The organism is Sphingorhabdus sp. EL138 (assembly GCF_945882965.1).
Taxonomy (GTDB): Bacteria; Pseudomonadota; Alphaproteobacteria; order Sphingomonadales; family Sphingomonadaceae; genus Sphingorhabdus_B.
The window spans coordinates 1-14,154 of the sequence record NZ_CAMCWY010000006.1 but is presented as its reverse complement, the minus strand read 5'-3'; the positions used below and the strand labels follow the sequence as shown (position 1 = coordinate 14,154).

The window sequence follows — 14,154 nt, the reverse complement described above, 5'->3', positions numbered from 1 at the left end:
TTTACTCCGTCGCCTCCAACATATTGTCGCCCTTGGCTTCATGAATGCGCCGCTCCATCTCTGGGCGGAAATGCTTGATCAGGCCCTGAATTGGCCAAGCCGCCGCGTCGCCGAGCGCGCATATCGTATGGCCTTCGACTTGCTTGGTGACATCATACAAGGTATCAATGTCGCCAATCTCTGCATTGCCCGTGCGCATCTTTTCCATGACGCGCCACATCCAGCCAGTGCCTTCGCGGCATGGCGTACATTGACCACAGCTTTCATGCTTATAGAAATAGCTCAATCGCGAAATCGCACGAACGATATCGGTAGACTTGTCCATCACAATAATTGCCGCAGTGCCGAGGCCGGAGCCAACAGCCTTGCAGCCGTCGAAATCCATCGGCACGTCCATCATCATCGCGGCAGGAACCAATGGTACTGACGAACCGCCCGGAATGACGGCGAGGAGATTGTCCCATCCACCGCGCACGCCGCCGCAATGCTTTTCAATCAGCTCGAAGAACGGGATGCCCATTTCTTCTTCGACAACGCATGGCCTTTCCACATGGCCTGAGATTTGGAACAGCTTCGTGCCATGGTTATTCTCGCGACCAAAGCTTTTGAACCAAGCCGCGCCCCGCCGTAGGATCGTTGGCACGACCGCAATGCTTTCGACATTGTTCACGGTCGTAGGGCAACCATATAGTCCTGCCCCTGCCGGAAATGGTGGCTTCAGGCGTGGCTGGCCTTTTTTGCCCTCAAGGCTTTCGATCATCGCGGTTTCTTCGCCGCAAATATAGGCGCCCGCGCCGCGATGGACGAAGACGTCAAAGTCATAGCCTGATTTTGCGGCGTTCTTGCCGAGTAGTCCCGCCGAATATGCCTCGGCTACTGCGTTTTCCAGCACCTTTGCCTCGAAAATATACTCGCCGCGAATATAGATATAGGCGGCACGCGCGCGCATGGCAAAGCCAGCGATCAGCGCGCCTTCAATCAGCTTATGCGGGTCATGACGGATAATCTCGCGATCCTTGCAGCTACCAGGCTCGGATTCATCGGCGTTGATAACGAGAAAGTTGGGCCGCTCGGGCGTTGGTGCCTTGGGCATGAAGCTCCACTTCATCCCCGTCGGGAAGCCCGCACCACCGCGACCGCGCAGGCCCGACGCCTTCACTTCCTCAATAATCGCATCCTGTCCGACCTTCATCAGGTCAACGGTCTTGTCCCAATCGCCACGCGCCTGCGCCGCTTTCAGGGCGAATTCCTGATAGCCATAAAGGTTGGTGAAGATGCGGTCTTTGTCAGCGAGCATTAGCCCAAACCTCCAATAAAAAACCAAGCTGCCCCGGCGATCAGCAGGCCAATAACGGCCAGCTTAATAATGCCCTTGAGCAATTTCCACGCGACGAACGCGGCGATAAGAATGCCGATGAGGGAGAGAAATTCCATTAGCGCAATCTCCCCGTCTCACAAAAACACGCCACGTCGCACCAGCGAAGGCTGGTGCCTATCTCGCGCGTCGTCCGTGCATGATAGACGTAATGGGCCCCAGCCTGCGCTGGGGCGACGGAGTTCGATGCGGCAAAGGCGAGCATCAATATTCCCCCCGATAGTCATGGTTCTTGTCCACCATGGCATGCAAGGTCGTTGCGCCGCCATAAGGTTCTACCGTGTGACGGCCCGGCAACTGGGTGCCGACCTTCGGCTGCTTACCCTCGGCCAAGCCTTTGAGGATTGCGGTCATGCTGCTATGGTCGAGATCTTCGTAATTATCGTCGTTGATCTGAACCATAGGTGCAGACGCGCAATTGCCCATGCACTCCACTTCGGTCAGCGTGAACATGCCGTCAGGCGTTGTCGCACCTTTCAATAGTCCACGGCTCTTGCACGCCGCGATGATATCATCCGACCCGCGCAACATGCACGGCGTCGTTCCGCACACTTGCACATGATAGCGGCCAACGGGCGCGAGATTGTACATCGTGTAGAAGGTCGCGACTTCGTAAGTGCGCATATACGGCATGCCGAGATAGCCAGAGACATATTCGATCACCGGCACTGGCAACCAGCCTTGCGTCTGTGTTTCTTCGCCAACCTGACGCTGCGCCAAGTCAAGCAACGCCATCACGGCCGATTGTTGCCGTCCGGCAGGATAGCGGCCGATGTACATATCGGCCTTTGCCTTATATTCCGGCGCAAAAGCAAAGCTGCCCCATTTGGAACTGGTTTCGGCTTCGTTGGGAATTGCTGCTGAATCAGCCATCACACACTCCGTCACCCTGAACTTGTTTCAGGGTCCATTTATCCGCACGCTCAATTTTTGAAATCGAACGCAATGTTTCCGATTCAGTTTGTTCACTGCACGCGCCGGATTGGCTGCACGATGGACCCTTAAACAAGTTCAGGGTGCCGAATGAAGAGAGCGGAGGATTTGTCATCGCACAAACTCCACGCGACTGACTTTGTCGCCTTCAAAACTGTAAATCGTCATGACTTCAAAGGGCTCGGACGACGCTGAACGATACACTTTTTCGTGCAAAACCGCGAAATCGCCCAAGGCATAGCCCGCCAATATTTCGGCTCTATTTTCCGGAAATTCAGCGAACATTGCTTTCAATCCCGTACAAACGCCCTCTTTCCCGTCGCGTACAACGGCCCCACGATATCCCGCCTCGGCGGCATCATCGGTCATCAAGGCCACATATGCGTCCGCATCTTGCGCATTGTAGTGCGCGATCATCTGCTGCGCGATAGCCAGGCGCGCGCTCATGACGCGAAAGCTCCAAGTGACAGCGACAGAGCTGTGCCTTTTACATTTTCAAGACAATGCGGGTCAGCCATGCGCTTCTTTCCGTCCCCAAACGCGCCCCAAATATGCGCCAAACATCATCGCCGCTGCGGTCGAACCCACTTCCTTTGCCGACACCTCGGCATGAAACAAATAGAGATAGGCCGCGACCAATGCGACCGAACCAAACGCCGCCAATGCCAAAAACATAAGCTCGCGTGTCATCACCTGTCACACTCCCCAAACACGATGTCGAGCGCGCCCAAGATTGCGGTCGTGTCAGCAAGCATATGCCCACGAGTCATGAAATCCATCGCTTGAAGGTGCGAAAAGGCTGTTGGCCGGATTTTGCAGCGATAAGGCTTGTTGCTACCGTCGGCGACCAGATACACTCCGAACTCGCCCTTGGGGCTTTCGGTGGCGACATAGACGCTGCCTGCGGGCACTTTGAAGCCTTCGGTGTACAATTTGAAGTGATGGATCAATGCTTCCATCGATTGCTTCATTTCGGCGCGCTTGGGCGGTGCGACCTTGCGGTCGTCGGTGCATACCGGACCTTCGGGCATGTTCTGTAGGCATTGCTTCATGATGCAGATCGATTGGCGCACCTCTTCGACGCGGACCATGAACCGGTCGTAGCAGTCACCGCGTGTGCCGACGGGAATGTCAAACTCCATCCGGTCATAAACATCATAAGGCTGGCTCTTGCGGATATCCCAAGGGATGCCAGCGCCACGGATCATCGGGCCGGAAAAGCCCCATTTGATCGCGTCTTCCTTTGAAACAATCGCGATATCGACATTGCGTTGTTTGAAAATGCGGTTGTCGACCACCAGCGACATCGCGTCCTCAAATAAGCTGGGCATGCGGTCATCGAGCCAATCGGCAATGTCGGTTAAAAGCTTCAACGGCACATCCTGATGCACGCCGCCGGGCCGGAACCATGCGGCATGCATCCGTGCGCCGCTCGCCCGTTCATAAAAGCCCATAATGTCTTCGCGGATTTCATAGAGCCACAAGGGCGGCGTCATCGCGCCAACATCGATAATATGGTGCGCAATGTTCAACGTGTGGTTCTTGATCCGCGTCAGTTCTGCGAACAATACGCGCAGATATTGCGCCCGAAGTGGCACTTCGAGGTCCAACAATTTCTCAATCGCGAGCACATAGCTATATTCCATCGCCATTGGCGAGGCGTAATCCAACCGATCGAAATAAGGCAAAGCCTGCAAATAGGTTTTATATTCGATCAGTTTCTCGGTGCCACGGTGCAAAAGGCCGATATGCGGGTCAAGCCGCTCGACAATTTCACCGTCCAGTTCCATCACCAGACGCAAAACACCGTGCGCTGCGGGATGCTGTGGGCCAAAGTTGATCGTGTAATTCTGAATGACTTCATCGCCAGTGGTCGGCGCGAGGTCTTGTTGCATGGTCATGCTTTGTCTCCCGTCGACTTTGGTTTATGCACGCTGCGCTTCACCGCTTCTGTATTCGTTGCCTTACCCGCGCCCGTCTGCGCCGCGGTATCGCTTGTTTTGGGCGTAGCCGGCGGAGGCGCGTCGTTGCCAGCGCCCTCGCCAGTTTTCTCATCGCCCGGCAGGACATAATCCGCGCCTTCCCAGGGGCTAAGAAAGTCGAAATTGCGGAAATCCTGCGCCAATTGCGCGGGTTCATATTTCACGCGCTTTTCCTCTTCGGAATAGCGCAGCTCAACATAGCCCGACAATGGAAAGTCCTTGCGCTGCGGGTGTCCCGAAAAACCATAATCGGTCAAAATGCGCCGCAAATCTGCGTTGCCGGAGAATAACACGCCATACATGTCGAACACTTCGCGCTCCAACCATCCAGCAACGGGCCAAATGCTGGTGACCGAAGGCACAGGCTGATCTTCATTCGTGGTCAGATGCACGCGAATACGGTGGTTTTTAGTCAGGCTCAAAAGGCAATAGACAATCTCAAACCGTGGCTCGCGATCGGGCCAGTCAACGCCTGCAATTTCCATCAACTGCTGATACGCACAATGGTCGCGCAGTTTGAACATACACTCACCCAACGCATCACGGTGAATGTGCACGGCAACTTCACCATTGGCTTCTTCAATAGAAACCATATGCTTACCAAGCGTATATGAGATAGCTTCTATCGTGCCATCGGGCGTTTGGATAAGGGGCGCAGAATGGGTCACCGTTCGATGGTCCCTGTCCGGCGGATTTTACGCTGCAACTGCATAATACCGTATAGCAACGCTTCGGCAGTTGGCGGGCATCCGGGTACGTAAATATCAACTGGCACAATGCGGTCGCAACCGCGCACCACGCTGTAGCTGTAATGATAATAGCCGCCGCCATTGGCGCAGCTACCCATGGAAATGACATATTTGGGTTCAGACATCTGGTCGTAAACCTTGCGCAACGCAGGTGCCATTTTATTGCAAAGCGTGCCGGCGACGATCATCACGTCGGACTGACGCGGGGACGCGCGCGGTGCGATACCAAAACGTTCAAAGTCATAGCGCGGCATGTAACCGTGAATCATTTCAACTGCGCAGCAAGCAAGCCCAAAAGTCATTGGCCACAATGACCCGGTCCGCGCCCAATTAAACAGGTCTTCGGCCGAAGACACGACAAAGCCCTTGTCGTTCACTTCGCTTTCAATATCCTTGAAAAACGCAGCATCCGGCGCTTGCACGTCAGAGTGTGATGGCGCGATTACTCCCATTCGAGTGCTCCCACTTTCCATGCATAGATAAATCCAATAACCAATTCGAACAGGAACAGCATCATGGTGCCCCAACCAATCCAGCCTGTTTCACCCAGACTGACCGCCCATGGAAACAAAAAGGCAGCTTCAAGGTCGAAAATGATAAACAAAATCGCAACGAGGTAGAAGCGAACGTCAAACTGGCTGCGCGAATCTTCGAACGCAGGAAAGCCGCACTCATATTCAGTGAGCTTTGCCTCTGTGGGCTTGTGCGTGCCCGTTAATCGCGAAACACCTATCGGCAGAAACACAAAGGCCGACGACAACGCAAGCGCCACCACGAGGAAAAGCAGTATAGGCAAATATTGCGACAAATCAGTCATATCAGACTCGTTTCCGAAACCCCGTAAGTTGCGGCGCTTTTAGGCAGAAGAGTGCTGACCTGCAAGGCCAAGACTCGTCATTTTTTGTGCCATTTTCGTCGTTTATTTTATGGCGCCGACCAACAGCTTATGCAGCTTGCTGTGCAAAATGTCGTTAGCGGCCAAAACCTGAACATCTGCAATGTGCGGACTGCGTCCACGATAGTCGGTTACAAAGCCACCCGCCTCGCGCACAAGCAGGCATCCAGCCGCCGTATCCCACGGAGATAAGGCACTTTCCCAGAAACCATCGTAGCGGCCAGCGGCCAACCAAGCGAGATCAAGGCTCGCTGCGCCAAAACGCCGAATGCCCGAAACCGAAGGCCCAATGGCCTCAAAAATCTTGGTCCATTCTTCAAAATCGCCATGGCCTTTGTAAGGCGTGCCCGTCGCAATAAGGGCTTCGTTCAACTGACGGCGCGCAGATACCCGCAAACGGCGGTTGCCAAGCCAAGCCCCCTTGCCACGTTCGGCCCAGAAGCTTTCGTCGGTGATCGGGTTGTATACCAGGCCCGCAAAAATATCGCCCCAGCCCGAACCATCCGGCTTTGGATCTTGTACGGCAATCGAAATCGCGAAATGCGGAATGCCATGTAGGAAGTTGCTCGTGCCGTCGAGCGGATCGACGATAAAGCGTGGTTTACCCTCCGCCCCTGCAATCTCGCCGCCTTCTTCCATTAGAAAGCCCCAATCGGGACGTGCGATTTCAAGTTCACGGAAAATCGTATCTTCGGCGCGCTCGTCGGCTTTTGATACGAAGTCAGCAGGCCCCTTTTGAGACACCTGCAAATGTTCAATTTCACCAAAATCGCGGCGAAGCTTGCCGCCCGCTTTACGGGCTGCTTTTTCCATGATGGTCAAAAGACCGGTTAATGCTGGCATTAGTCAGCCTTCCGGACATATTCCCGTTCGTAAACATCGACCACAATCCGCGTACCTGCGCTGATGAACGGCGGCACCATTACACGCACGCCATTGTCGAGGATTGCAGGCTTATAGCTTGATGACGCCGTCTGGCCTTTTACAACAGCGTCTGCTTCGACAATCGTAGCCTCAATCTGATCCGGCAAAGCGACTGAGAGCGCTTCGTCATCATACATTTCCATGACAACGTCCATGCCGTCCTGAAGGAAAGCCGAAGCGTCACCCAGAAGATCGGTTGGCAAAGTCACTTGATCATAGGTTTCCGTGTCCATGAACACCAGATTATCGCCCTCGGCATAGAGAAACTGAAAATCTTTCTGGTCAAGGCGCACTTTTTCGACGCTTTCGGCCGAACGGAAACGGATATTGTTCTTGCGGCCGTCGCGGAGGTTTTTGAGCTCAACTTGCATATACGCGCCGCCTTTACCCGGTTGGGTGTGCGCGGTCTTTACGACACGCCACAGGCCGCCTTCATATTCCAATATGTTACCCGGCTTGATTTCAACCGCGTTGATTTTCATGAGTGCACTCGCTTGACAGATGGAAAGAGCAGACACGCAAAAACGTGCCGATGGACGCGGGCATTAACGATGACGGCGCAATTAGGCAAGCAATGCGTTAAACGCCTTGACTGCTTCGGCGGGACCCTGCGGATGGTTCCACACCGCGCTGCTCACCGCTATGAAATCCGCGCCTGCATCGATTAATGGCTTGGCATTGTCTGATGTAATGCCGCCAATGGCAACGCAGGGGACCTCCGTTACAAAAGACCATTTCTGTAATGTGTCGAGTTCAGCGACATGTTCCACCGTCTTCGTAACCGTGGGATAAAAAGCGCCAAAGGCCACATAATCGGCCCCGGCCTCCGCTGCCTCCATCGCCAGATGACGGCTGTTGTGACAGGTAACGCCAATCTGTGCGTTACTACCAAGCATTTCCCGCGCCTCACGAACGTCGCCATCGCCCTGCCCCATATGCACGCCGTCGGCTTTTAACCGCTTGGCCAAAGCAACGCTGTCATTCACGATGAACGCAACGTCATACGCAGCGCAAATGGCCTGCAATGGCTCTGCAAGGGCCGCCGCCTCATGCTGATCCAATTCTTTGACCCGAAACTGGAACGCGGCAACGGGGCCAGCGGATAAGGCAGCCTCAAGCCGGGCGGGAAAATCGCCGCCTACGTCCAGCGGTGAGATCAAGTATAATTGGCAGGCAGATTCTTTCATGCCGCGCTCATTAGCGGGGCTTTAGGCCGGCGGCAAACATCTTTCGCATAAGCGGTCCTGACCCTAGGTCGCGGATGCTGCGTGGATTTCGTCAATGGCGCTGGCAAGCGCGGCATCAAATTCCTCAGCCGTCATCTGGTGACGCAAATCTTCCAATAAAGCGCGGGAGAAGCTGGCGATCATGCCGCTATTCTTGGCAAGTTCAGCGCAAGCCTCCGGACGGGCATAGCCACCAGAAAGCGCGACAACGCGCAGCACGCGTGGGTGATTGATGAGCGCGTCAAACGTCCCTGCCTCTGCGGGAATCGATAGTTTCAACATGACCTTGTGGTCAGCCGATACGGTTTCTAGCGCTTTGAAAATTTCATCACGCAAGATGATGTCGCTGTGCGCGCGATCAGCACTTTTGATGTTCACCTCAGGCTCGATTATCGGCATCAATCCAGCAGCGAGGATTTGCTCGGCCACATCAAATTGTTGCTTTACGATCGCGGCAATGCCCGATGGCGACGCTTGGTTGATGACGGAGCGCTTTTTTGTGCCAAACACGCCCTTGGCCTTGGCGCGTTGAAGCAACGCATCCAGACCTGGCATTGGCTTCATCAACTGAACACCGTTCACTTCGTCCTCCAGCCCCTTGTCTACCTTAAGGAAAGGCACAACGCCGCGGTCTTGCAATGCTGTCGGCACGGGCTTGCCGCCTGCTTCGCCGTCCATGGTGCGTTCGAACAATATCGCGCCCAATACTTTCTCGCCGGAAAAGCTGGGTGCGGTAATGATCCGCGCACGCATGTTGTGGATGAGGCCAAACATCTCTTCTTCGGTCGTGTAGGCATCTTCCTCTATGCCATATCCCTTGAGCGCCTTGGGAGTTGAACCGCCGCTCTGATCGAGTGCAGCAATAAAGCCCGAGGCAGTGGACACTTTTGCAAGCATTTCGGCGTAATTCATTGTTGGCATCCTATAATATGGTCTTGCATACGTATGCATGGGCAATTGAAAAAAACGGGGCATTGCACCGCAGGTTTAAGCGATATTCAAAGCATCGACGCCCGGAAGCGGCTTGCCTTCCATCCATTCGAGGAAAGCGCCGCCTGCGGTCGAAACATAGGTAAAATCTTCAGTCACGCCCGCATGGGCCAGTGCGGCAACGGTGTCGCCACCCCCTGCAACCGACACCAGCGACCCTTCCCGGGTCAGGGCAGCCGCCGTCCGCGCCAATGACACCGTTGCAGCGTCAAAAGGTTCAATCTCGAAAGCACCCAATGGGCCATTCCACACCAAAGTGCGGCAGTTTTTCAAAACATCGGCCAATGCCTCAACCGCGGCAGGCCCCACGTCTAAAATCATTTCATCCGCCGCCACTTCATGCACATTGACCGTCCGGATTGGCGGGTTTGCTCGGAATTCGACTGACGTCACGACATCATAGGGGAGATGGACCGTGCAGCCTGCGACATCCGCCGCATCCATAATCGCATTGGCTTGATCTGCCAGATCATGCTCGCACAAGGATTTCCTGACATTGACACCGCGCGCAGCCAAAAATGTATTGGCCATACCGCCGCCGATAATCAAATGGTCAACCTGCTTGACCAGATGGTTCAGAACGTCGAGCTTAGTGGAAACCTTTGCTCCGCCAACGACAGCGGCGACAGGATGTTCAGGTGCGCCCAAGGCAGCCTGAAGCGCCTTCAACTCGGCCTCCATGGCACGACCAGCATAAGCTGGCAGGACATGCGCAAGGCCTTCGGTGGACATATGCGCACGGTGCGCCGCAGAAAAGGCATCGTTTACATAGAAATCGCCGTTGGCGGCAACGGCGCGTGCGAGTTCAGGGTCATTCGCTTCCTCGCCCGGCCAAAACCGGGTGTTTTCGAGGAGCGCGACATCACCATCGGCCAATATACCAACAGATTGCGCAACAACGTCGCCCGCTATTTCTGGGACAAACATGATCTCGCGGCCAAGCACTTCTTGCAAGGAGTCGAGCACCATCGACACCGACATTTCGCTATGCTTCGCGCCATTGGGTCGCCCGAAATGTGCAAGCAGCAGGACCTTGGCTCCCTTATCCGCCAGTTCCAGCACCGTCGGCAACAACGCACGCATGCGCGCTTCTTCCGTCACACGCCCGTCAGCCATGGGGACGTTCAGGTCAACGCGAACCAAAGCACGCTTGCCCTTGATATCGCCGAGGTCGTCGAGCGAGCGGAATGCCATTTATTGATCCTTACAGAAACTTGCCCATGACACCGGCGGTATCAACCATGCGATTGGAGAAACCCCATTCATTGTCATACCAGCTCAACACACGCACAAGCTTGCCGTCGATCACGGCTGTTTCCAAGCTGTCGATCGTCGAACTTGCGGGACAATGATTATAGTCAATTGAGACCAAGGGCTCATCCGAATAGGCCAACACGCCCTGCAAAGCGCCTATGGATGCTGCTTTCAACAATGCGTTGACTTCTTCAACGCTGGTATCGCGCTTTGGCGTGAAGGTCAGGTCGACGATGCTGACATTGGGCGTAGGCACGCGGATCGCAGAACCATCCAGCTTGCCCTTCAGCTCTGGCATAACTTCGCCAACAGCGCGCGCAGCGCCAGTCGTTGTCGGGATCATCGACATGCCCGCAGCACGCGCACGGCGCATGTCATCGTGGATTTGGTCGAGTATCTTTTGATCATTGGTGTAGCTATGGATCGTGGTCATCAATCCGCGCTCAATACCAATGGCGTCGTTCAGGACCTTTGCCATTGGTGCTAAGCAGTTGGTGGTGCAGCTTGCGTTTGACACGATAATATCGGCAGCGCTCAGCACGTTATGGTTGACGCCAAAAACAACCGTCTTGTCCACATTTTTACCGGGCGCGGAGATCAGGACGCGCTTTGCGCCTGCCGCAAGATGCTTTTCGGCGCTGACGCGGTCTGTAAAGAAACCGGTGCATTCTAGCGCAATATCGACGCCGTTGGCCGCATGCGGCAAATTGGCCGGGTCACGTTCTGCCGTCACATGAATCCGCTTACCATTGACGATGATGTCATTGCCATCGGCCTCAACCGTGCCGGGGAAGGCCCCGTGGACGCTGTCACGTTTGAACAACAGGGCGTTTGCCTTGGCAGGTGCAAGATCGTTAATCGCGACCAGTTCCAGATCATGGTCATCGCGTTCCAAAATCGCGCGGGCGACCAAACGGCCGATACGACCAAAACCGTTAATTGCTACTTTCACTGTCATAACTGCTCCTATCAGCCCAAGCGGGCGACAATTTGCGGGGTAATCTTGTCAGCCGTCAGGCCAAAATACTCGTAAAGCGCATCAATGGGTGCAGAAGCGCCAAAGCTATCGATACCGAACCGAAGGCCGTCGCCGACATAACGCTCCCACCCTATGGTTGTGCCCGCCTCAATGGAAACGCGCAGCGTATCGGTTGGAAGAAGTTCCGATTTATAAGCCGCCGGCTGTGCGTCAAACCTCTCCCAGCTTGGCATCGAGACCACGTCTGCGCCAATGCCTTGTGCTTCGAGCTTGTCCGCCACCACAGTAGCAATCTCCACTTCAGAACCCGTTGCAACAAGGATGACCTTGCGTGCCGCGGTGGCCGCGAGCAATTTATAAGCCCCCTTGGCGGAAAAATTCTCGCTAATGTCCGTGCGCAGTTGCGGTAGATTTTGCCGCGAAAGCGCCAGCACCGAGGGCGTAGATGCGCTTTCAATCGCCAGCGCCCAACATTCGGCGGTCTCAATCACGTCACATGGCCGATACACATCCAAATTGGGGATCAGCCGCATCGACATAATCTGCTCAATGGGCTGATGCGTCGGGCCGTCTTCGCCAACACCGATGGAGTCGTGCGTCATGACGTAAATGACACGCGTTTCTTGCAAAGCGGACAGCCGAATGGCTGCACGGCAATAGTCCGAAAAAATCAGGAATGTACCGCCATACGGTATGATGCCGCCATGCAGCGCCATGCCGTTCATCGCCGCAGCCATCCCAAATTCACGAATACCGTAATTGACATAGCGGCCCGAATAGTCTTTTTTATCCAATGTGTTGGTGTACACCGTGCGGGTAAAGTTGGAGCCCGTTAAATCCGCAGACCCACCCAATAATTCCGATATTGCAGCCGTAGCAGCCGTCAGCGCGATTTCGGATGCCTTTCGCGTGGCAATCTTTTGCGGTGCCGCAATCAAGCTATCGAGATGCGGCTTCAGCCATGCATTATTTAGTTCGCCCGCCATGGCCGCCGTAAACGCACTGTTCTTGGCGGATGCGGCGAACCTAGATTTCCAATCCGCATGCGCGGCTGCGCCTGCTTCGCCCGTTGCACGCCATGCCCCAAGAATGTCGTCGGGTACTTCGAATGCAGGATAAGGCCAATCAAGAGCAGCGCGCGTCACAATGATTTCATCTGCGCCAAGCGGGCTGCCATGCGGCGCTTTCGTGCCTTCTTTATTTGGTGATCCCTTGCCGATCAAAGTCCGGCAGGCAATTAATGAGGGCCGGTTGTCGGCTAAAGCCGTCTTAATTGCGCGCTCTATGTCATTGAAATCATGTCCATCACAAGCCTCAACATGCCAGCCGCTGGCGCTATACCGTCCTGCAATGTCTTCGCTGGTGGAAAGGTCGGTCGAACCATCGATGGTGATGCGGTTGTCGTCCCAGAACACAATCAAACGTCCCAACCCAAGATGTCCGGCCAGACCAACGGCTTCATGGTTAATGCCCTCCATCAGGCACCCGTCGCCAGCCACAACCCAAGTACGGTGATCGACCAGATCATCGCCAAAGCGCGCATTCAAATGCCGTTCCGCAATGGCCATCCCGACGGCCATAGCAAAACCCTGCCCCAATGGACCGGTGGTGCATTCAATGCCATCGAGCAGGAAGTTTTCAGGATGCCCCGCACATGGGCTACCCAATTGACGGAAATTACGAATATCGTCGATAGTCGGGCTGGCATAGCCAGTCAGATATAAGGACGCATAAGCGAACATCGAACCATGGCCTGCGGACAAAACAAACCGGTCACGGTCGGCCCAATCGGGCGCTTTTGGGTCGAATTTTAGAAATTTCGAATATAGCACCGTTGCGACATCGGCCATGCCCATTGGCATTCCGGGATGACCGCTATTCGCGGCCTGCACAGCATCCATGGCCAGTGCCCGAATTGCATTGGCCATTTGCTGGTCACTAACGGTCATGTTCTTTTCCCCACTGGTTACTCCCGGCCGGGAGCGGGTGGCGGAGCACATTGTTGTGTGTGGCACCGCCGAATCGTTGGAGCGAACCCTTGCGGATGCAAGCGCAAAGCGTCAAGTGAGCGAGGGCGCTTTTCCCCATGAATTTGTGCTTATAATCGCGTTCACACATTTGCATACGGCATAGTCTCTGCTAAGACTCCTCAGCAAAGGAAACTAACCCATGATAGAACAACGATTTATTGTGGCAATCGGCCGGATAGAGCGTGCCCTGTCGCGCATCGAAAAATCGGCAATCGCACCTGCGCCAACTGGCGATAATGGCCTTGCCGAGCGGCATGAGAAGCTAAAATCTGAAACGCTTATGGCCATTCAAGATTTGGACAAGATACTGGCGGATGCGCGCTGATGCCCGACGTTAAATTATCCATCGCTGGTCGCGACTATTTCGTTGCGTGTAACGCCGGTGAAGAGCAGCGCCTGCTGCAACTGGGCGCTTTGGTGGACGCCACTGCGCTTGAAGCAGCTGGCGGCGCCCGTGGCCTGACAGAAACGCGCGCGCTCCTGTTTTCTGCGCTGCTACTCGCCGACAAGCTGCATGACGCAGGTCGTACAACGCCCGCCGAAACTGCGGGACCTTCCGCCGCAATGCTGCAATCCTGCGATATATTAGAGAGGCTTGCGAGCCGGCTGGAAAATCTGGCGCTAAGGCTTGAGAATTAACGTAAGTGGCTTATATTGTTTTTTGGCGGTACTGTCCGGCACGAACTGATGAGAACATCCCTGAGGCGATTATCTATCTAAGGGAGCTGTCCCTGCCTGGGCCGTTTGGGAAACCTTAAGGTCCAGATCACACGGTGCCCACCTGACGTCCTGGCGTCAGAGGATATTCCGGGAAACG

The 14,154-nt window shown here is 55.0% G+C and carries 18 protein-coding genes; 2 read left to right on the top strand and 16 right to left on the bottom strand.

Features of this window, described 5'->3' with window-relative positions:
* Nucleotide 1: 1 nt before the first annotated feature.
* The 16 genes from nuoF to tkt all read right to left on the bottom strand — a co-directional run bounded on the left by nuoF (nt 2) and on the right by tkt (nt 13,256).
* Nucleotides 2-1,297, bottom strand: coding sequence for an NADH-quinone oxidoreductase subunit NuoF (gene nuoF / locus Q0N43_RS03875; RefSeq protein WP_295442804.1), 1,296 nt, complete (start codon nt 1,295-1,297; stop codon nt 2-4).
* Nucleotides 1,297-1,434 (bottom strand): hypothetical protein, encoded by a 138-nt coding sequence (locus Q0N43_RS03870; RefSeq protein WP_295442801.1) that lies wholly within the window; start codon nt 1,432-1,434, stop codon nt 1,297-1,299. The genes nuoF and Q0N43_RS03870 overlap by 1 nt, the downstream gene beginning before the upstream one ends.
* A gap of 145 nt (nt 1,435-1,579) precedes the next feature.
* The gene (locus tag Q0N43_RS03865) at nt 1,580-2,248 is read right to left on the bottom strand and encodes an NAD(P)H-dependent oxidoreductase subunit E (protein ID WP_295442798.1); all 669 of its coding nucleotides are present in this window, start codon (nt 2,246-2,248) and stop codon (nt 1,580-1,582) included.
* Between the two features lie 171 nt (nt 2,249-2,419).
* Nucleotides 2,420-2,755: a nuclear transport factor 2 family protein gene (locus Q0N43_RS03860; protein ID WP_295442795.1), complete on the bottom strand. Its 336-nt coding sequence runs from the start codon at nt 2,753-2,755 to the stop codon at nt 2,420-2,422.
* Between the two features lie 63 nt (nt 2,756-2,818).
* The gene (locus Q0N43_RS03855; protein WP_295442793.1) at nt 2,819-2,998 is read right to left on the bottom strand and encodes a hypothetical protein; all 180 of its coding nucleotides are present in this window, start codon (nt 2,996-2,998) and stop codon (nt 2,819-2,821) included.
* Nucleotides 2,998-4,209, bottom strand: a complete 1,212-nt coding sequence (locus tag Q0N43_RS03850) for an NADH-quinone oxidoreductase subunit D (protein ID WP_295442791.1) — start codon at nt 4,207-4,209, stop codon at nt 2,998-3,000. The genes Q0N43_RS03855 and Q0N43_RS03850 overlap by 1 nt, the downstream gene beginning before the upstream one ends.
* A complete protein-coding gene (locus Q0N43_RS03845; protein ID WP_295442788.1) occupies nt 4,206-4,958 on the bottom strand; it encodes an NADH-quinone oxidoreductase subunit C in 753 nt (250 codons plus the stop codon). Before Q0N43_RS03845 ends, Q0N43_RS03850 begins: the two co-directional genes overlap by 4 nt.
* The gene (locus Q0N43_RS03840) at nt 4,955-5,491 is read right to left on the bottom strand and encodes an NADH-quinone oxidoreductase subunit B family protein (protein WP_295442784.1); all 537 of its coding nucleotides are present in this window, start codon (nt 5,489-5,491) and stop codon (nt 4,955-4,957) included. Before Q0N43_RS03840 ends, Q0N43_RS03845 begins: the two co-directional genes overlap by 4 nt.
* Complete coding sequence (ndhC, locus tag Q0N43_RS03835) at nt 5,482-5,856, bottom strand: NADH-quinone oxidoreductase subunit A (protein WP_295442781.1); 375 nt, start codon at nt 5,854-5,856, stop codon at nt 5,482-5,484. Before ndhC ends, Q0N43_RS03840 begins: the two co-directional genes overlap by 10 nt.
* A 102-nt stretch (nt 5,857-5,958) precedes the next feature.
* Complete coding sequence (locus tag Q0N43_RS03830) at nt 5,959-6,777, bottom strand: inositol monophosphatase family protein (protein WP_295442778.1); 819 nt, start codon at nt 6,775-6,777, stop codon at nt 5,959-5,961.
* Nucleotides 6,777-7,340, bottom strand: a complete 564-nt coding sequence (gene efp, locus Q0N43_RS03825) for an elongation factor P (RefSeq protein ID WP_295442776.1) — start codon at nt 7,338-7,340, stop codon at nt 6,777-6,779. The genes Q0N43_RS03830 and efp overlap by 1 nt, the downstream gene beginning before the upstream one ends.
* Nucleotides 7,341-7,421: 81 nt before the next feature.
* On the bottom strand, nt 7,422-8,045 hold the full coding sequence (gene thiE, locus Q0N43_RS03820; RefSeq protein ID WP_295442774.1) for a thiamine phosphate synthase: 624 nt from the start codon (nt 8,043-8,045) through the stop codon (nt 7,422-7,424).
* A 63-nt stretch (nt 8,046-8,108) separates the two neighbouring features.
* Nucleotides 8,109-8,996 (bottom strand): fructose bisphosphate aldolase, encoded by an 888-nt coding sequence (locus Q0N43_RS03815; protein ID WP_295442773.1) that lies wholly within the window; start codon nt 8,994-8,996, stop codon nt 8,109-8,111.
* Between the two features lie 75 nt (nt 8,997-9,071).
* Complete coding sequence (locus tag Q0N43_RS03810) at nt 9,072-10,268, bottom strand: phosphoglycerate kinase (RefSeq protein ID WP_295442771.1); 1,197 nt, start codon at nt 10,266-10,268, stop codon at nt 9,072-9,074.
* A gap of 10 nt (nt 10,269-10,278) precedes the next feature.
* A complete protein-coding gene (gene gap, locus Q0N43_RS03805; RefSeq protein WP_295442769.1) occupies nt 10,279-11,286 on the bottom strand; it encodes a type I glyceraldehyde-3-phosphate dehydrogenase in 1,008 nt (335 codons plus the stop codon).
* Nucleotides 11,287-11,297: 11 nt separating this feature from the next.
* A complete protein-coding gene (gene tkt / locus Q0N43_RS03800; protein ID WP_295442767.1) occupies nt 11,298-13,256 on the bottom strand; it encodes a transketolase in 1,959 nt (652 codons plus the stop codon).
* Nucleotides 13,257-13,476: 220 nt separating this feature from the next.
* Here tkt and Q0N43_RS03795 point away from each other — a divergent pair, with 220 nt between their 5' ends.
* Both Q0N43_RS03795 and Q0N43_RS03790 read left to right on the top strand, forming a co-directional pair.
* On the top strand, nt 13,477-13,662 hold the full coding sequence (locus Q0N43_RS03795) for a hypothetical protein (RefSeq protein WP_295442765.1): 186 nt from the start codon (nt 13,477-13,479) through the stop codon (nt 13,660-13,662).
* Nucleotides 13,662-13,976, top strand: a complete 315-nt coding sequence (locus Q0N43_RS03790; protein WP_295442763.1) for a cell division protein ZapA — start codon at nt 13,662-13,664, stop codon at nt 13,974-13,976. Before Q0N43_RS03795 ends, Q0N43_RS03790 begins: the two co-directional genes overlap by 1 nt.
* The last annotated feature ends 178 nt before the right edge of the window (nt 13,977-14,154 follow it).